Raw genomic sequence first — 17,761 nt, 5'->3', positions numbered from 1 at the left:
CCAGCGTTCAATCTGAGCCATGATCAAACTCTTCAATTTAAGTTTGATGCTCGTGAATTAAACTTCGTAATGAATTACGTATGTTCACTCAGAGACTTGGTATTCATTTTTCGTCTTGCGACGTTAAGAATCCGTATCTTCGAGTGCCCACACAGATTGTCTGATAAATTGTTAAAGAGCAGTTGCGACGCGCTTTAGCGCTCTGTCGCGAGGTCCCGTATATTACGTTTTCCTCATTCAGAGTCAAGCATTTATTTTTGCTTTTCTCTACGAAGTTCTCAGTGGAACCCCGCTGACCCGGCGGCTTGTAATCCGTTGTTCCGTGTCAGTGGAGGCGCATTATAGGGAGTTATTTCAGGCTGACAAGGGGAAATTTAAAATAACTTTCCGAACGCGTATTTTTTCATCAAAACTACCTAAACTGCCAGTTTTTCGAGCGTCTTAAAGCCATAACGCTGCAGTACGGGCAATAGTTGTTCAGCTTCTGTCGTCATTGCCATACAGAATGCGACATTCTCGTCGGATGATTTTGCATCTGGTGCTTCATGTTCTAATAACCAGGCCGTGCGACGCGCAATCGCAGCACCAGAATCAACCAGCCGCGTCCCCTCGGGCAGAACCTGTAAAAGCTCTTCCTGTAATAGAGGGAAATGAGTACACCCGAGCACCACTGTGTCAGGGGGTTCCGACATCCGCAGCCACGGACGCAGAATGCGGCGCAGCTCTTCCAGAGAAACTGTTTCACCGTGCAGCTTCGCTTCAGCCAGTTCCACCAGCTCGGCAGAACCCAGCATCGCTATCTGACATTCGTTTGCAAACCGCGCAATCAACTCATGAGTATATGAACGTTTCACCGTTGCACGCGTAGCCAGCAACCCCACCACGCCATTCGCCGTGAGTCGCGCCGCCGGTTTAATCGCAGGCACCACGCCAACTACCGGAAAAGCAAATTTCTCCCGTAACGCAGGGAGCGACACCGTGCTTGCCGTATTACACGCGATAACCGCAAGAGAGAGGGGATAGCGCTGCTGGACCGCAGTCACAATCTCAACAACGCGCTCAACGATAAACGCCTCGCTCTTCTCTCCATAAGGAAAGGCGACGTTATCAAAAGCGTAGATATAGTGGAGATCCGGGAGAAGACGCCGGATCTCGCCATAGACCGACAACCCACCGACGCCGGAATCAAACACCAGCACGGTGGGACGTGGATCAGAAGGTGTAGCTGCCAGACAAGGTGTATTCCCGTCCTGCAGTTGCGTAGCCATAAACTGTCTCGTAATCTTTATCGAACAGGTTGGCGATTTTACCACGAACTGTCAGCTGTGAGGTGATTGGATATGATAATCCGATATCCCATAAGCTGACGCCGCCCAATTTAACATCACGATTATTGTCGAAATCATTATCGTAACGTTTACCTATATATTGATACGCAACGTTCCAGCCCAAATCCTGGACCTGTCCGGTTAACTCATACTTAACCTGCTGTTTTGCACGGCGATAGAGCACCTTGTTTGTGTCATCATCACGCGGGTCAACGTATTGTAGCGTCAGATTATGTTCTACGGGGCCTGTCGTAAAGTTTCCGGTCCATTCCAGCCCTTTAATCGTGGCTGATTTAACGTTGACGTACTGATTATTCTTGTAGTCGATCAGGTTTTGAATTTCATAGTGGTATGCGGAAAGACGCCAATTAAGCGGCCCTGTCAATCCATCAATACCTGCTTCCCACTGTTTAGATTCTTCCGGTTTCAGATTCGGGTTGGCAGCGATACCCGGTCCATAGGATGAGGCAAAGCGCGTCGCCCCGTATTGCTGACCCAGCGAGGGCGCCAGGAAACCAGTACCGTAAGAGAGCGTTGCACGATAGCCATCAACAAACTCCCAGCCAGCTGCGGTCTGCCAGGTACCATGCCAGCCGAATTGTTCGTCATGATCTTCACGGCCCGAGGCTTCCAGCGTGACGCTCTCAATTTGTTGCTGCCCGGTCAGATAAAGTCCCGTTGTATCACGTTTATAAGCATCTGATTTCGTCGTACTGCTGGATGTCAGCTTCTCTTGTTTCCAGTCGACACCGCCGCTAATTGCCCCATGCCCAACCGCAACGTTATTTCCCCACTGAATATAGCGTTGTTCCATATTATCCAGCGTAGCGTCTCCCGCATAACGGCCGAGTTCGTTGCTATAGTTGTAATCTTTGAGATGCTGGTAGTTAGCAATAAGTTGGGAGGAGTAGATACCAGAGCTGTAACGAAGACCTGAATCCCAGGACTGCGTGTAATTCTGGGCTTCGTCATTCCCTCCAGGATTACCCCACGAACCCTGGTCATAATCACTATTAGCGGTATATCCATAACCACGGAAGAAGCCGGAGACGTTATCGCTAAACTTGTGTTGAACGCCGCCCCAGAACAGCTTATTGCGATAACCATCGCGGTCGCTGTCACCGCTGTAGGGTGAGTCGGGTTGAATGTTAAAACCTTTCGTCGTCTGGTAAGCACCAGCCGCCGTCACCATCGTGTCACCAAACCGCTTATTAACCGAGCCGTCATAGGTTTGATAACCATCAGTCCCCATACCCGCGTTGATCTGCGATTTCTCTTCATCACTCATCGTAATGATGTTAACCACACCACCGATCGCACCAGAGCCGTACACTGCTGAACGGGGTCCGCGAATGTATTCAACACGCTGCACCAACGATACCGGAATCTGGCCAATGTCGATCGCATTGCCGATGCCGGCACGTGCCATCGGCACACCATCAATCAATACCAGAACGTGACGAGATTCAGTGCCGCGAACATACAGAGAGGAACTTTTACCCATACCGCCGCTCTGGGAGATATCTACGCCTGGCAATCGACGCATGACATCGTTCAGATCTTTTGACTGCCAGCGTTGAATATCTTCACGCGTGACCACATCGGTGGGGGCAAGAACAGTATTAACAGGCTGCTGAAAACGGTTGGCAGTGACGACGAGAGTATCCGGGCGAGTGTCCTGTGCCCAACCAGAAAATGCCGTGACGGACAACGCCGTGCACAGCAATGATTTTTTGATCATTGTAAAGCATCCACAATTTAAGAAGGATGCCGCAGGTCCCACCGATAGTACGCGATGATGAAGACCAGATGCGACGTTAGCCGGCAGGTCTTCGGGCTTGGAGGCGACATAAAGAGACGATGACTTCCCGCGGCAAGCCGCAGTGTCTGCACCAGGTGCGCTCATCTCTTACCTTCCTTACCGCTGCGCGTCAGCTCCAGATTTACACTGGATTCCCTTTTAACTCACAGGACCGGAAAACGGATGCTACAGTTTGTTACAACCTGGTGTCCAGACCGCATATCACATTATCGGAAATCATCAATGACTGGACATCTGTTGAGCAATCCCTACAATCCCCGCGTACTTTTATTTTTCAGGACGCATCATGACCCCCGAACACCTTCCGACAGAACAGTACGACGCCCAGTTAGCTGAAAAAGTAGTGCGTCTGCAGAGCTTAATGACGCCATTTTATGCACAGGCTCCGGAAGTGTTTCGCTCACCGGTCAGCCATTACCGTATGCGCGCCGAATTCCGCCTGTGGCATGACGGTGATGACCTGTACCACATCATGTTCGACAGCCAGACCAAAAGCCGTATTCGCGTCGACAGCTTCCCGGCTGCCAGCGAGCTCATCAACACGCTGATGACGGCAATGATCGACGGCGTTCGCAACAACCACGTCCTGCGCCACAAACTGTTTCAGATTGATTACCTCACAACCCTGAGCGATCAGGCGGTGGTATCGATGCTGTACCATAAAAAATTAGATGATGAATGGCGTCAGGAAGCCGAAGCGCTGCGAGATGCGCTGCGGGCGCAAAACCTGAACGTCCATCTGATTGGTCGGGCAACCAAAACCAAAATTGAGCTGGACCAGGACTACATTGACGAACGCTTGCCAGTAGCAGGTAAAGAGATTATCTACCGCCAGGTTGAGAACAGTTTTACCCAGCCGAATGCCGCCATGAATATCCAGATGCTGGAATGGGCAATTGATGTCACCAAAGGGTCAAAAGGCGATCTGCTTGAGCTGTACTGCGGCAATGGCAACTTCTCGTTAGCCCTGGCGCAAAACTTCAACCGTGTACTGGCCACCGAAATCGCCAAACCGTCCGTGGCTGCTGCGCAGTACAACATCGCGGCTAACCACATTGATAATGTACAAATTATTCGCATGGCGGCCGAAGAGTTTACTCAGGCGATGAACGGGGTACGCGAGTTCAACCGTTTGCAGGGAATCGATCTGAAGAGTTACCAATGTGAAACCATTTTCGTTGACCCACCGCGCAGCGGTCTGGACAGCGAAACAGAGAAAATGGTGCAGGCGTATCCGCGTATTCTGTATATCTCCTGCAATCCGGAGACATTATGTAAGAACCTGGAAACGTTAAGCCAGACGCACAATGTTTCACGTCTGGCTCTGTTTGATCAGTTCCCGTATACGCACCATATGGAGTGCGGCGTGTTACTGACCGCAAAATAAGTGATGACCTGGCCGGGAGCGCTTCGCTTGCCCGGCCGACAAAGATTACTCCACAATTTCCTGTTTACGGTTACGCACTTTAAAACCGATCCAAAACACCAGAATCACCGACAGTACCGCCGGGAAGAAGTTAGAACCAATATCCGGGTATTCAGCGCGTACCACGGTGCTGTACAACAGAACACCGAGAATAAAACAGGCGGCAGCCAGGCCCGGTAGTCCCACAGGCATGGTGCGGTTCTGATAGCGCTGATGCAGACAATAAACCGTCAGCACCAGCGAAATAATCGGGAATACTGAGAATGGCACAATGGAGCTAAACAGCGCCGCAAATGTGCCATTGATCGATAAGCCAGCAACCAGCGCCAGCAGCAGCGTACCTTTATCTTGACCTGACTGTTTCATTGCTTGTCCTTCTCGTTACTCGGAGTGGTGCGTCATCTTTTCTTGTTCACGGCGGTACCAATAGAATGCGCCTTTCGCGATCATGCGCAATTGCAATACCAGCCGCTCTTCCAGCTGCCGACGCTGTTCAGCGCCAACATCCAGTGCTTCTGCCCCGGCGCTGAACACAATGGTTACCATGGCTTCGGCTTGCGCTTCAGTAAACGCACGAGGCATATGGTTTTCGAGTTCCAGATAGTCCGCAAGTTCCGCAATGAAGTGCTGAATTTCACGTGCGACCGCTGCACGAAACGCTGCGGAAGTCCCCGAACGCTCGCGCAATAATAAACGGAAGGCGTTGGGATTGTTGCCAATGAACTCCATAAATGTTGAGACCGAGGTGCGGATCACACTCCCACCCTTAGCAATACGCTGACGCGCCTGACGCATCAACTGGCGCAGCATCAGACCACTCTCGTCCACCATCGTCAGGCCGAGTTCATCCACATCGCGGAAATGGCGATAAAACGAGGTTGGCGCAATGCCCGCTTCACGAGCGACTTCGCGTAAACTGAGGCTGGCAAAACTACGCTCAGCGCTGAGTTGACTAAATGCGGCTTCTACCAGCGAACGCCGGGTTTTTTCTTTTTGTTGCGCTCTAACGCCCATCACGATGTCTGAATCCTTCCACATACCTTGCTGGCACTATACCAGAGATTAGGCGGTTGGCATGGCTTTGTGAATGATTGTTTACGCGCAGTTTGTGCTTCGACTTCGCAAAAAAGCACAACGATAATTGGGTTATCCTGACAACGATGTTACTATTCTGTTGCTTTTATGTATAAGAACAGGTAAGCCTGACCATGTCACATTCCTACGATTACGATGCAATAGTAATAGGTTCCGGTCCCGGCGGCGAAGGCGCTGCGATGGGTCTGGTTAAGCAAGGAGCGCGCGTCGCGGTGATTGAGCGCTATCATAACGTCGGTGGAGGCTGTACCCACTGGGGCACCATCCCGTCGAAAGCCCTCCGCCACGCCGTCAGCCGTATCATTGAATTCAATCAGAACCCACTTTACAGCGACCACTCCCGACTCCTTCGTTCTTCTTTCGCCGATATTCTCAACCACGCTGATAACGTCATAAATCAGCAGACACGTATGCGGCAAGGATTTTACGAGCGTAACCACTGCGAAATTTTGCAGGGCAATGCCCGTTTTGTTGATGAACACACGCTCGCTCTGGAATGCCACGACGGCACGGTGGAAACGCTGACCGCGGATAAGTTCGTTATCGCCTGCGGTTCACGCCCCTATCACCCTGTAGACGTCGACTTTTCGCATCCCCGGGTGTATGACAGCGACTCGATCCTGAGCCTGCACCACGAACCCCGCCACGTTTTGATTTATGGCGCAGGGGTCATTGGCTGCGAATATGCATCGATTTTTCGTGGAATGGACGTCAAAGTCGATTTAATCAACACTCGCGATCGTCTGCTGGCGTTCCTCGATCAAGAGATGTCCGACTCGCTCTCTTATCACTTCTGGAATAGCGGTGTCGTCATTCGCCACAACGAAGAGTACGAGAAGATTGAAGGCTGCGATGATGGCGTCATAATGCATCTGAAATCCGGTAAAAAACTGAAGGCCGACTGCCTGTTGTACGCCAATGGTCGCACCGGTAATACCGATTCGCTGGCGCTGGAAAATATTGGTCTGAAAACTGACAGCCGCGGACAGCTGAAGGTCAACAGCATGTACCAGACAGCGTTACCGCACGTCTATGCCGTTGGCGATGTGATCGGCTATCCGAGCCTGGCATCAGCAGCCTACGATCAGGGACGCATTGCCGCCCAGGCGTTGGTAAAAGGCGAAGCGACTGCGCATCTGATCGAAGATATCCCGACCGGGATTTATACCATTCCGGAAATCAGCTCCGTCGGTAAAACGGAACAGCAGCTCACGGCAATGAAAGTTCCCTACGAGGTCGGTCGCGCCCAGTTTAAACACCTGGCACGGGCACAAATCGTCGGTATGAGCGTCGGAACGCTGAAGATTCTGTTCCATCGTGAAACTAAAGAGATTCTGGGGATCCACTGCTTTGGGGAACGCGCGGCCGAAATTATTCATATCGGTCAGGCGATTATGGAGCAAAAAGGTGGTGGTAACACCATCGAGTACTTCGTTAACACCACCTTTAACTACCCAACGATGGCGGAAGCCTATCGGGTAGCGGCGCTAAATGGCTTAAACCGCCTGTTTTAACGCACTGTCGAAATGGCCATCCATTGATCCACGGATGGCCTCTGCCAGCTGTTCATAACGACTGCGCAGCGGCGAACCTGGACGATACACCAGGCCAATCGTCCGGCGTGGTTCAGGCTTGATGCAGGGCAGATAAACAACACCATCACGCTTACGCTCAGACGGAACAGCCAGCGCAGGCAATAAAGTAATACCGCTGCCTGCCGCCACCATGTTGCGTAGTGTTTCCAGACTGGTTGCCCGAAAATGGGTATCCTCATCAGCGCCCGCTTCAAAGCAGAAGCCCATCGCCTGATCGCGCAGGCAGTGACCATCCTCCAGCATCAGCAGTTTTTCACCCGCCAGATCGGACATCGGCACACAATCCCGGTTTGCCCATGGGTGATCTTCATAGATCGCCAGCAACATAGGCTCATCAAATAACGGCACTTCGATGAACGCTTCACTCTCTTTCACCAGCGCCAGAATGACGCAGTCGAACTTACCGCTGTCCAGTTGCGCCAGCAGTTGATGCGTCTGCGCCTCATGGAGATACATTTCCAGTTTTGGGAAGGTCTGGTGCAACATAGGAATAATATGCGGCAGCAGGTATGGCCCCACCGTTGGGATCAAACCAATATGCAGCGGGCCAGACATTGTCTCGCCTTGTTGGCTTGCCATCTCCTTGAGCACTTTGACCTCGCGCAGCACGGTACGCGCCTGATCCACCAGCAGTAAACCTGCCTGAGTGAACAGCACCTTGCGACTTGTACGCTCCAGCAACATAACGCCAAGCTCATCTTCCAGCTTACGGATCTGGCCGCTCAGCGTTGGTTGGCTTACGTGACAGGAGTCTGCCGCTCGTCGGAAGTGACGATGTTCGGCGAGTGCCACCAGGTATTCAAGATCACGAATATTCATTATTCATCCTCCATCGCCACGATAGTTCGTAGCGATAGGTAGCATAGCAACGAACGATTATCCCTATCAAGCTTTCTGTTTAATAATGCACCACAGAAACGGAACGGTACCCCTTTAACCCTTGAAGCTACTGTCCGTTCTCATACTCGAAATAACTAAAGCCAACGTGAACTTTTGCGGACCTTGTGTCCGCATTTTTTTTGCATAAAAAAGCCCGGCGTAGCGCCAGGCTCGAATCATTACCCATCAATTTACGCCAGACGCGCCTTCGCATAGTCGATCGCCTGCGCAACCTGCAGGGGCGAAACGCCGCCTTTCGCCGCACGTTTGTCTAAGCAAGATTGCAACGAGAGGATTGGGTAAACGTCATCGCCAATGACCTGGCTGAACCGTTGTAAATCGGCAAGCGACAGAGCTTCCAGCGGTTTGCCCTGCCGAATCGCCTCAACTACCGTTTCACCCACAATATGGTGCGCTTCGCGGAACGGAACACCTTTTGCCACCAGATAATCCGCCAGTTCAGTGGCGTTAGCATAGCCCTGCTGCGCAGCCTCCTGACAACGCGGACGTTTCACCTGAATGCCATCCAGCACCAGCGCGGCCATATGCAGGCAATCCAGCCAGGTGTCGAGCGCGTCAAACACCCCTTCTTTGTCTTCCTGCATATCTTTGTTGTATGCCAGCGGGAGGCCTTTTAACGTCATCATCATGCCGGTCAGCGCCCCCTGCACACGACCGCATTTACCGCGGATCAGCTCCAGTGCATCCGGGTTTTTCTTCTGCGGCATCAGAGATGAGCCCGAAGTCACACGATCGGACAGCTCAACAAAGCCCGCTTCCCCGGTATTAAAGAAAATAAGGTCTTCAGCAAAACGTGACAGATGCACCATACCGATAGAGGCGTCGGAGAGTAGCTCCAGCACGTGATCACGGTCAGAAACGCTATCCAAACTGTTGCGCGTCGCCGAGGCAAAACCCAGCCAACCGGCCAACTGCTCGCGATCGATTTCATATGCCGTACCCGCCAGCGCGCCACAGCCTAACGGGCTAACGTCTAAGCGTTTGAGTGTGTCCTGCAGACGGCTCTCGTCACGCGCCAGCATTTCAACATAGGCCAGGCACCAGTGGGCAAACGTCACAGGTTGCGCACGTTGCAGGTGGGTGTAACCCGGCATAACCGCGTCCTGGTTATTCTCTGCCGTCACCACCAACGCACTTTGCAACTGACGATTGGCCGACAGCAATTCAATAACCGTATCTTTACACCACAGTTTAAGATCGGTCGCGACCTGGTCGTTACGGCTACGTCCGGTATGCAGTTTTTTGCCAAGCTGGCCGACTTTATCGATCAGCTTTCCTTCTACCCAGCTATGAATATCTTCGGCATCGCTTTGCAGGATCTGCTGCGGATTCGCCCTAACCTCTTCCAGCAGAGTATTCAGCGCCTCTTCCAGCTGAAGCTGCTCATCGGCGGTCAGTACGCCAACTGTTACCAACGCTTTGGACCAGGCCACAGAGCCGACAATATCCTGTTCTGCCAGGCGGTAGTCAAAACGCAACGAGTCGTTGAACTGTTTGAACCGCTGATCTGCTGCCTGTGTAAAACGCCCACCCCAAAGTGCCATAACATCGTTCCTTTATTCATTAGTTCCGCCGGGTAGCGCTGCGCTTACCCGGCCTACAGTCATTCAATAAAAACTTACGCTAAAATCCGCGTACCAATTGGCGTGCCGTTAAACAGCGCCGGAAGTTGATCGGCATGACGCCAGGAGGCGATATCCACCGGACGGCCCAGCGTACGCGCAGCATCCAGTGCCGCATTGACCTTCACGATCATGCCATCAGTAATAATACCTTGTTCAATCAGTTGTTCCGCTTTGACGGCGGTCATTTCAGCAATACGCTGACCTTTACCATCCAGAATACCACTTACGTCAGAGAGCAGGATCAGATCCGCCCCCAACGTTGCTGCCAGCGCCGTTGCCGCCTGGTCGGCATTAACATTCATCAGTAGTCCGTCTTCAGTAACGCCAATGGAGCTCACTACCGGCAGAAAACCACCTTCCAGCAGCGTGTTAATCAGCTTAGGCGAACCCGGCTGCGCCAGTCCAACATGACCCAGCTCTTTATCGAGCGGCGTCACCTTTACGCTGTCACCATCGCCAAGATACAGACCCACAGACGCGATGTGATGTTTTTTTGCCCAGGCCAGTAAGGTTTTATTCGCTGTTCCCGCCAGGGCGCCGGTAATAATGTCAATTTGATCGGCTGGCGTGACGCGCAGGCCATTTTTCTTTTTTACCGGCAGATTGAGCTGCTTCATCAGCTCATCAACCACGCAGCCGCCACCGTGCACAATGACCAGTGGACGCTGATGCGACTCACGATAATTCACCAATGCGGTAAACAGACGCTCCAGCGCCTCTTCGCTATCCAGTAAAACGCCGCCCAGCTTGATAATTAATGGATTCATTGTTGCACCTTTACATAAGAGACTGCGTTTGGGCAAAGCCAAAACGAATATTTGCGCACTGCATCGCCTGTGCTGCCGCGCCTTTCAATAAGTTATCTTCAGTTGCCACCACGATCAGGTGCTCACCCTGTACAGCGAACCCGATATCACAGAACGGTAAGCCAACCACGTTCTTCAGCGCTGGAACGCCTTTGTCATACAAACGCACCAGTGGCTTATCGCCATACGCCTGTTGCAACGTCTGGGCCACTTGCGCATGGGTTACGCCCGTTTGCAAACGGCAGGTGATAGTTTCCAGGATGCCGCGGGGGAAGTTACCCAGATGCGGGGTGAAGATCACTTCCGCACCAAGGTGAATCGCGATTTCCGGCTGATGACGATGGGTAAACACGCCATACGGCTGTAGGCTCACCTCACAAAAGCTGTTGGAAATAGCCGCCTTACGCCCCGCGCCGCTCACGCCGCTGGTGGCGTTGATCACCGGCCACTGGCTGAGATCCAGCAGCCCGGCATCAATCAGCGGTTTAAGCGAAAGCTGCGCCGCTGTTGGGTAACAACCTGGTACGGCAATCAGGTTCGCGTCTTTTAGTTGGTCTTCGCTCCACTCCGCCAGCCCATAAACGGCCTGCTCCAGCAGGTCAGGGTGCTGATGGGTAAAGCCGTAATATTTTTCATAGAACGCGCCGTCGTTTACGCGAAACGCGCCCGAAAGGTCAAACACCACGCATCCAGCCTGCAGGAACTGCGGGGCCAGGTCATGACTCACCTCATGAGCCGTTGCGAGGAACACAATGTCCACCCCTGCGCTAAACTCGCTGATATCTGACATTGGCTGCAACGGTAAATCGACAATGCCTTTCAACTGCGGATGCAAATCGGAGATTAATTTTCCTGCATCATTGCTTTGCGCTGAGACGGTCAAAGCGGTTATGTTCATATCAGGATGGCGATTTACATAGGTCACAAGCTCTGCGCCGGCATAACCACTGGCGCCCACAATCAGCGTATTCAACATCGGGGCTGCTCACCTTCTTAGATTCTGTTGCCAGGTATAAGCCTTTATCACCTCACCTTACACTTGGTGGGTTTTATTATGCTTAACGTTAATGTATTTTTATTCACAAATATTGCATGAATATTGATACTATCATGACCCGAGGTGTGTCAACAATGAAAAACAATTTACCGCCATTTATCGAGATTTACCGCGCTCTGATTGCCACACCGTCGATTAGCGCCACCGAAGAAGCACTCGATCAAAGCAATGCAGGTTTAATCACTCTGCTTGCGGGCTGGTTTAAAGATTTAGGCTTCAATGTAGAGGTCCAGCCGGTTCCCGATACGCGAAATAAATTCAATATGCTGGCGAGCATCGGGCAAGGGGCTGGCGGTCTGTTGTTGGCGGGCCATACCGATACCGTCCCGTTTGATGACGGACGCTGGACGCGCGATCCGTTCACTCTCACCGAGCATGACAATAAGCTCTACGGTCTGGGTACGGCGGATATGAAAGGCTTCTTCGCCTTTATCCTCGATGCGCTGCGCGACGTCGATGTCACGAAGTTGAAAAAACCCCTGTACATTCTGGCCACTGCCGACGAAGAAACCAGCATGGCGGGTGCACGCTACTTCTCTGAAACCACCGCCCTGCGACCGGACTGTGCGATCATCGGTGAACCCACCTCCCTGCAACCGGTCCGCGCGCACAAAGGTCATATCTCTAATGCGATTCGCATTTTGGGGCAATCGGGCCACTCAAGCGATCCGGCGCGTGGCGTCAATGCGATTGAGCTGATGCATGATGCCATTGGCCATATCATGACTTTGCGCGACGACCTGAAAGAGCGTTATCACCATGATGCGTTTACCGTCCCGTATCCGACGTTAAATTTGGGTCACATCCACGGTGGCGATGCTGCCAACCGCATCTGCGCCTGCTGCGAACTGCATATGGATATTCGCCCCCTCCCCGGCATGACGCTCAACGATCTCAGTGGCTTACTTAACGATGCGCTGGCCCCGGTCAGCGAGCGCTGGCCGGGTCGCCTGACGGTGTCGGAACTGCATCCGCCCATTCCAGGCTATGAGTGCCCACCTGACCATCAACTGGTACAAGTGGTTGAGAAACTGCTGGGCGCGCAAACGGAAGTGGTGAACTACTGCACCGAAGCGCCGTTTATCCAGACGCTTTGCCCAACGCTGGTGTTGGGTCCTGGCTCCATTAATCAGGCGCATCAGCCGGATGAGTATCTGGAAACGCGTTTTATCAAGCCGACGCGGGAGTTAATTACCCAGGTAGTGCACCACTTCTGCTGGCATTAACCGCTTATCGCCTCGCTAACCCTTTAGTGGTAAGCGAGGTAATTTATTAACATTTCCATAAGCAACGCTTATTTGATTCGATGTGAATTAAATAACGTAAATTGCCGCCATTTTTTCGTTTGCTGAACCGATTTCGCAGCAATTGACGCCACGAGTTTTACGTGGCTTTATAAAAGACGGCTAAAAAGTTAAGTCCGAAAAATACAGGGCTAATAATTTCAAAATGGGGTGTCTGGGTTAATGAACGAACAATATTCCGCGTTGCGTAGTAATGTCAGTATGCTCGGCAAAGTGCTGGGAGAGACCATCAAGGACGCGCTGGGAGAGAACATTCTCGACCGCGTAGAAACAATCCGTAAGTTGTCCAAGTCATCCCGCGCTGGCAATGAAGTCAATCGCCAGGAATTGCTCACTACGCTGCAAAACCTGTCTAACGACGAGCTGCTGCCGGTTGCCCGCGCGTTTAGCCAGTTTCTGAACCTGGCCAACACTGCCGAGCAGCACCACAGCATTTCGCCAAAAGGCGAAGCCGCCAGCAACCCGGAAGTGATTGCTCGCACCCTGCGTAAATTGAAAGACCAGCCCAACCTCGATGAAGCCACCATCAAGAAAGCCGTGAAGTCTCTCTCGCTGGAACTGGTACTCACCGCCCACCCGACCGAGATCACCCGCCGCACGTTGATCCATAAAATGGGCGAGGTAAACGCCTGCCTCAAACAGCTTGATAACAAAGACCTCGTCGATTACGAACGCCACCAGCTGATGCGCCGTCTGCGCCAGCTGATTGCCCAGTCCTGGCATACGGATGAAATTCGTAAACTGCGCCCAAGCCCGGTTGATGAAGCCAAATGGGGCTTCGCGGTGGTTGAAAACAGCCTGTGGGAAGGCGTGCCGAACTATCTGCGCGAACTGAACGAACAGTTGGAAGAGCACCTGGGTTATAAGCTGCCGGTTGATTTTGTCCCGGTTCGCTTTACCTCCTGGATGGGCGGTGACCGTGACGGCAACCCGAACGTAACGGCGGATATCACCCGCCACGTGCTGCTGCTCAGTCGTTGGAAAGCCACCGATCTGTTCCTGAAAGACATCCAGTTTTTGATTTCTGAACTGTCGATGGTAGATGCCACACCGGAACTGCTGGCGCTGGTGGGCGAAGAAGGTGCGGCGGAACCTTACCGTTATCTGATGAAAACGTTGCGTTCACGTCTGATGGCAACCCAGGCCTGGCTGGAAGCCCGTCTGAAAGGCGAGAAATTGCCGAAGCCTGCGGGCCTTCTTACCCAAAACGAACAACTTTGGGACCCGCTGTATGCGTGTTACCAGTCTCTGCAAGCTTGTGGCATGGGTATCATCGCCAATGGCGAACTGCTCGACACCCTGAGGCGCGTGAAATGTTTCGGCGTACCGCTGGTACGTATCGATATTCGTCAGGAAAGCACCCGTCATACTGAAGCTCTGGGCGAACTGACCCGTTATCTGGGCATTGGCGACTACGAAAACTGGTCAGAAGCCGATAAACAAGCTTTCCTGATCCGCGAACTGAATTCCAAACGTCCGCTGCTGCCGCGTCACTGGGAACCAAGCAACGACACCCGTGAAGTGCTGGACACCTGCCAGGTTATTGCCGAAGCACCGTACGGTTCCATTGCCGCCTATGTTATCTCGATGGCGAAAACGCCATCAGATGTGTTGGCCGTACACTTGTTACTGAAAGAAGCCGGTATCGGTTTTGCTATGCCGGTCGCACCGCTGTTTGAAACGCTGGACGACCTCAACAATGCCGATGACGTCATGTCCCAGCTCCTGAATATCGACTGGTATCGCGGCTTTATTCAGGGCAAACAGATGGTCATGATTGGCTACTCTGACTCCGCAAAAGATGCGGGCGTGATGGCCGCCTCTTGGGCACAATATCAGGCTCAGGATGCGCTGATCAAAACCTGCGAAAAAGCCGGTATCGAACTGACGCTGTTCCACGGTCGCGGCGGGTCCATTGGTCGCGGCGGCGCACCTGCCCATGCGGCACTGCTCTCTCAACCGCCAGGCAGCCTGAAAGGCGGCCTGCGCGTGACAGAACAAGGTGAGATGATCCGCTTTAAGTACGGCCTGCCGGAAGTGACCATCAGCAGCCTGTCGCTGTATACCGCAGCAATTCTGGAGGCCAACCTGTTACCGCCGCCAGAGCCGAAAGATAACTGGCGTCATATCATGGATGAGCTTTCCGATATCTCCTGTGAGCTTTATCGTGGATATGTGCGTGAAAATAAAGACTTCGTTCCTTATTTCCGCTCCGCGACGCCAGAGCAAGAACTGGGTAAATTGCCGCTCGGTTCACGTCCGGCAAAACGTCGCCCAACCGGCGGGGTTGAGTCTCTGCGCGCCATTCCGTGGATCTTTGCCTGGACGCAGAACCGCCTGATGCTCCCGGCATGGCTGGGTGCTGGTACCGCGCTGCAAAAAGTGGTTGAAGACGGTAAGCAAAGCGAACTCGAAGCAATGTGCCGCGACTGGCCATTCTTCTCCACGCGTCTTGGCATGCTGGAAATGGTTTTCGCCAAAGCGGATCTGTGGCTGGCAGAATACTACGATCAGCGCCTGGTCAAAAAAGAGCTGTGGCCGCTGGGCGAAGAACTTCGTCAGCGCCTGGAAGCCGATATCGATGTCGTGCTGGCGATTGCCAACGACTCACATTTGATGGCCGACCTGCCGTGGATTGCCGAGTCCATTCAGTTAAGAAATATTTATACCGATCCACTGAACGTCTTACAGGCTGAGCTGTTACACCGTTCACGCCTGGCCGAAGAGCAAGGACATGAACCGGATCCACGCGTTGAACAAGCGCTGATGGTGACTATCGCTGGTGTTGCCGCCGGTATGCGCAATACAGGCTAACACCCCTCCAGCTGTCGCCTTCGTGCTACTGTACGAAGGCGACAGTAAAAACCGCTGTTACAATCATTTCATTTTCAATATATTCCTGCCTGAACATATTCACTACGTGAATATTACAACAGCGAAACACGATCCTGAGATCGTGATGCTTCAGTTCCTCTTAATGTTTAGCCGCTACTCTTGGCGCTACAATTAAAGACAGGCTCATACTATGCAATCCTTACAACTCCAGTCTAAACCCGCGTTTAGCTGGAAAGCCCTGGGTTGGGCGCTCCTCTATTTTTGGTTTTTTTCCTCATTACTGCAGGCCGTTATCTATTTCAGCGGCTATAGCGGATCTACCGGCCTACGCGACTCCCTGCTGTTCAGCTCGCTGTGGTTGATCCCGGTATTTTTATTTCCAAACCGTATCCGCATTATTGCTGCCGTCATTGGCATAGTGCTATGGGCGGCCTCGCTGGCTGCTCTGAGCTATTACGTCATTTACGGGCAAGAGTTCTCGCAAAGCGTTCTGTACGTGATGTTTGAAACCAATGCGAACGAAGCCAGCGAGTACCTGAGTCAATACTTCAGTCTGAAGATCGTCTTAATTGCGCTGGCCTATACGGCAATAGCAATTCTGCTATGGACGCGCCTGCGCCCGGTACATATTCCATCGCCCTGGCGCTACCTGGTGTCGTTTGCGCTTTTATACGGTTTGATTCTGCATCCAATGACGGTGAACACCTTCATCAAACAAAAACCGTTTGAAAAAACGTTGGATGGCCTTGCTTCACGTATGGAGCCCGCCGCGCCGTGGCAATTCATCTCCGGGTATTATCAATATCGTCAGCAGTTGACCTCGCTCAATAGCCTGCTGAATGAGAACAATGCCCTGCCACCACTGGCCAACTTTAAAGACAGCTCAGGTGACGCACCGCGTACGCTAGTGCTGGTGATTGGCGAGTCAACGCAACGTGGCCGCATGAGCCTGTATGGCTACCCGCGTGAAACGACGCCAGAACTGGATGCGTTGCATAAATCCGATCCTAACTTCACCGTGTTCAATAATGTTGTGACCTCACGTCCGTACACCATTGAAATCCTACAGCAGGCGCTGACCTTCGCCAACGAGAAGAACCCGGATCTGTATCTGACTCAGCCGTCTCTGATGAACATGATGAAACAGGCGGGTTATAAAACCTTCTGGATCACCAATCAGCAGACAATGACGGCCCGCAACACCATGCTGACCGTGTTCTCTAAGCAGACGGATAAGCAGTTCTATATGAACCAGCAGCGTACGCAAAGCGCACGCGAATATGACAGCAACGTGCTGGCACCATTTAAAGAAGTGCTGGCCGACCCGGCGCCGAAAAAGTTCATCATCGTGCACCTGCTGGGAACGCATATTAAGTACAAATTCCGCTATCCGGATGGCCAGGGTAAGTTCGACAATAATATCGACAATGTTCCCGCTGGCCTGAGTAACGATGAGCTGGAAGCCTACAACGATTACGACAGCGCGAATGTCTACAATGATCATATTATTGCCAGTCTGATCAAAGACTATAAAGCGACCGATCCGAACGGCTTCCTGCTGTACTTCTCCGATCATGGTGAAGAGGTTTACGATACGCCACCGCACAAAACGCAGGGTCGTAATGAGGACAGCCCAACGCGCCATATGTATACGGTGCCGTTCCTGTTGTGGACCTCGGAAAAATGGCAGGCCGCGCATCCACGTGACTTTTCACAGGATGTGAATCGTAAATACAGCAGCTCTGAGCTTATCCACACCTGGTCTGACTTAGCGGGCTTCACCTACGATGGTTTCGATCCAACTCGCGCCATTACCAACCCGCAGTTCAAAGAGACAACCCGCTGGATTGGCAATCCGTACAAGAAGAATGCCCTGATAGATTACGATTCCCTGCCTTACGGCGATCAGATCGGTAATCAGTAACTCTCGCACCGGCCACTCTTAAAGAGTGGCCTTTTTTTAGGATG

13 protein-coding genes and 1 riboswitch are annotated in these 17,761 nt (G+C 52.4%); of the genes, 5 read left to right on the top strand and 8 right to left on the bottom strand.

The features are described from left to right. Positions 1–416 precede the first annotated feature (416 nt). Together murI and btuB are read right to left on the bottom strand one after the other, a co-directional pair. Positions 417–1,268, bottom strand: a complete 852-nt coding sequence (gene murI / locus OGY15_RS24190) for a glutamate racemase (RefSeq protein WP_286541436.1) — start codon at positions 1,266–1,268, stop codon at positions 417–419. Next, positions 1,213–3,069, bottom strand: coding sequence for a TonB-dependent vitamin B12 receptor BtuB (gene btuB, locus OGY15_RS24185; RefSeq protein ID WP_187260213.1), 1,857 nt, complete (start codon positions 3,067–3,069; stop codon positions 1,213–1,215). Before btuB ends, murI begins: the two co-directional genes overlap by 56 nt. Before the next feature lie 65 nt (positions 3,070–3,134). Continuing rightward, positions 3,135–3,321: riboswitch (cobalamin riboswitch) on the bottom strand. A 115-nt stretch (positions 3,322–3,436) separates the two neighbouring features. Here btuB and trmA point away from each other — a divergent pair. Continuing rightward, positions 3,437–4,537, top strand: a complete 1,101-nt coding sequence (gene trmA, locus OGY15_RS24180) for a tRNA (uridine(54)-C5)-methyltransferase TrmA (RefSeq protein ID WP_151218473.1) — start codon at positions 3,437–3,439, stop codon at positions 4,535–4,537. 45 nt (positions 4,538–4,582) lie between these two features. On the opposite strand, the gene OGY15_RS24175 is transcribed toward trmA, so the two are convergent. Continuing rightward, positions 4,583–4,942 carry a YijD family membrane protein gene (locus OGY15_RS24175; RefSeq protein WP_003028863.1) on the bottom strand — a complete coding sequence of 120 codons (360 nt, stop codon included), beginning with the start codon at positions 4,940–4,942 and terminating at the stop codon, positions 4,583–4,585. 15 nt (positions 4,943–4,957) lie between these two features. Next, positions 4,958–5,593, bottom strand: a complete 636-nt coding sequence (fabR, locus tag OGY15_RS24170) for an HTH-type transcriptional repressor FabR (RefSeq protein WP_003028862.1) — start codon at positions 5,591–5,593, stop codon at positions 4,958–4,960. A 191-nt stretch (positions 5,594–5,784) separates the two neighbouring features. On the opposite strand from fabR, the gene sthA reads away from it, so the two are divergent. Then, positions 5,785–7,185: a Si-specific NAD(P)(+) transhydrogenase gene (gene sthA / locus OGY15_RS24165; RefSeq protein ID WP_114683787.1), complete on the top strand. Its 1,401-nt coding sequence runs from the start codon at positions 5,785–5,787 to the stop codon at positions 7,183–7,185. Here sthA and oxyR read toward each other — a convergent pair. The 4 genes from oxyR to argC form a co-directional block, all read right to left on the bottom strand. Next, on the bottom strand, positions 7,168–8,085 hold the full coding sequence (oxyR, locus tag OGY15_RS24160) for a DNA-binding transcriptional regulator OxyR (RefSeq protein WP_286541429.1): 918 nt from the start codon (positions 8,083–8,085) through the stop codon (positions 7,168–7,170). The two genes, sthA and oxyR, sit on opposite strands and share 18 nt — an antisense overlap. A gap of 251 nt (positions 8,086–8,336) precedes the next feature. Next, a complete protein-coding gene (argH, locus tag OGY15_RS24155; protein WP_151218471.1) occupies positions 8,337–9,710 on the bottom strand; it encodes an argininosuccinate lyase in 1,374 nt (457 codons plus the stop codon). 74 nt (positions 9,711–9,784) lie between these two features. Next, positions 9,785–10,558, bottom strand: a complete 774-nt coding sequence (gene argB, locus OGY15_RS24150; protein ID WP_151218470.1) for an acetylglutamate kinase — start codon at positions 10,556–10,558, stop codon at positions 9,785–9,787. Between the two features lie 10 nt (positions 10,559–10,568). After that, a complete protein-coding gene (gene argC / locus OGY15_RS24145) occupies positions 10,569–11,573 on the bottom strand; it encodes an N-acetyl-gamma-glutamyl-phosphate reductase (RefSeq protein ID WP_151224170.1) in 1,005 nt (334 codons plus the stop codon). A gap of 155 nt (positions 11,574–11,728) precedes the next feature. Between argC and argE the strand changes: the two genes are divergently transcribed. From argE to OGY15_RS24130, 3 genes are all read left to right on the top strand, one after another. Next, positions 11,729–12,880 (top strand): acetylornithine deacetylase, encoded by a 1,152-nt coding sequence (gene argE / locus OGY15_RS24140; protein ID WP_151218469.1) that lies wholly within the window; start codon positions 11,729–11,731, stop codon positions 12,878–12,880. Positions 12,881–13,120: 240 nt separating this feature from the next. After that, positions 13,121–15,772 carry a phosphoenolpyruvate carboxylase gene (ppc, locus tag OGY15_RS24135; RefSeq protein WP_286541424.1) on the top strand — a complete coding sequence of 884 codons (2,652 nt, stop codon included), beginning with the start codon at positions 13,121–13,123 and terminating at the stop codon, positions 15,770–15,772. A gap of 211 nt (positions 15,773–15,983) precedes the next feature. Beyond that, on the top strand, positions 15,984–17,717 hold the full coding sequence (locus tag OGY15_RS24130; RefSeq protein ID WP_151218467.1) for a phosphoethanolamine transferase CptA: 1,734 nt from the start codon (positions 15,984–15,986) through the stop codon (positions 17,715–17,717). Positions 17,718–17,761: the final 44 nt, after the last annotated feature.

Source organism: Citrobacter sp. Cu231 (assembly GCF_030332265.1).
Classification (GTDB): Bacteria; Pseudomonadota; Gammaproteobacteria; order Enterobacterales; family Enterobacteriaceae; genus Citrobacter; species Citrobacter meridianamericanus.
This window is presented reverse-complemented; position numbering and strand designations above follow the sequence as displayed.

Coding starts and splice junctions, on each gene's coding strand:
- murI (WP_286541436.1), bottom strand. CDS start 1,268: ATGGCTACGCAACTGCAGGACGGGAATACACCTTGTCTGGCAGCTACA.
- btuB (WP_187260213.1), bottom strand. CDS start 3,069: ATGATCAAAAAATCATTGCTGTGCACGGCGTTGTCCGTCACGGCATTT.
- trmA (WP_151218473.1), top strand. CDS start 3,437: ATGACCCCCGAACACCTTCCGACAGAACAGTACGACGCCCAGTTAGCT.
- OGY15_RS24175 (WP_003028863.1), bottom strand. CDS start 4,942: ATGAAACAGTCAGGTCAAGATAAAGGTACGCTGCTGCTGGCGCTGGTT.
- sthA (WP_114683787.1), top strand. CDS start 5,785: ATGTCACATTCCTACGATTACGATGCAATAGTAATAGGTTCCGGTCCC.
- oxyR (WP_286541429.1), bottom strand. CDS start 8,085: ATGAATATTCGTGATCTTGAATACCTGGTGGCACTCGCCGAACATCGT.
- argH (WP_151218471.1), bottom strand. CDS start 9,710: ATGGCACTTTGGGGTGGGCGTTTTACACAGGCAGCAGATCAGCGGTTC.
- argB (WP_151218470.1), bottom strand. CDS start 10,558: ATGAATCCATTAATTATCAAGCTGGGCGGCGTTTTACTGGATAGCGAA.
- argC (WP_151224170.1), bottom strand. CDS start 11,573: ATGTTGAATACGCTGATTGTGGGCGCCAGTGGTTATGCCGGCGCAGAG.
- argE (WP_151218469.1), top strand. CDS start 11,729: ATGAAAAACAATTTACCGCCATTTATCGAGATTTACCGCGCTCTGATT.
- ppc (WP_286541424.1), top strand. CDS start 13,121: ATGAACGAACAATATTCCGCGTTGCGTAGTAATGTCAGTATGCTCGGC.
- OGY15_RS24130 (WP_151218467.1), top strand. CDS start 15,984: ATGCAATCCTTACAACTCCAGTCTAAACCCGCGTTTAGCTGGAAAGCC.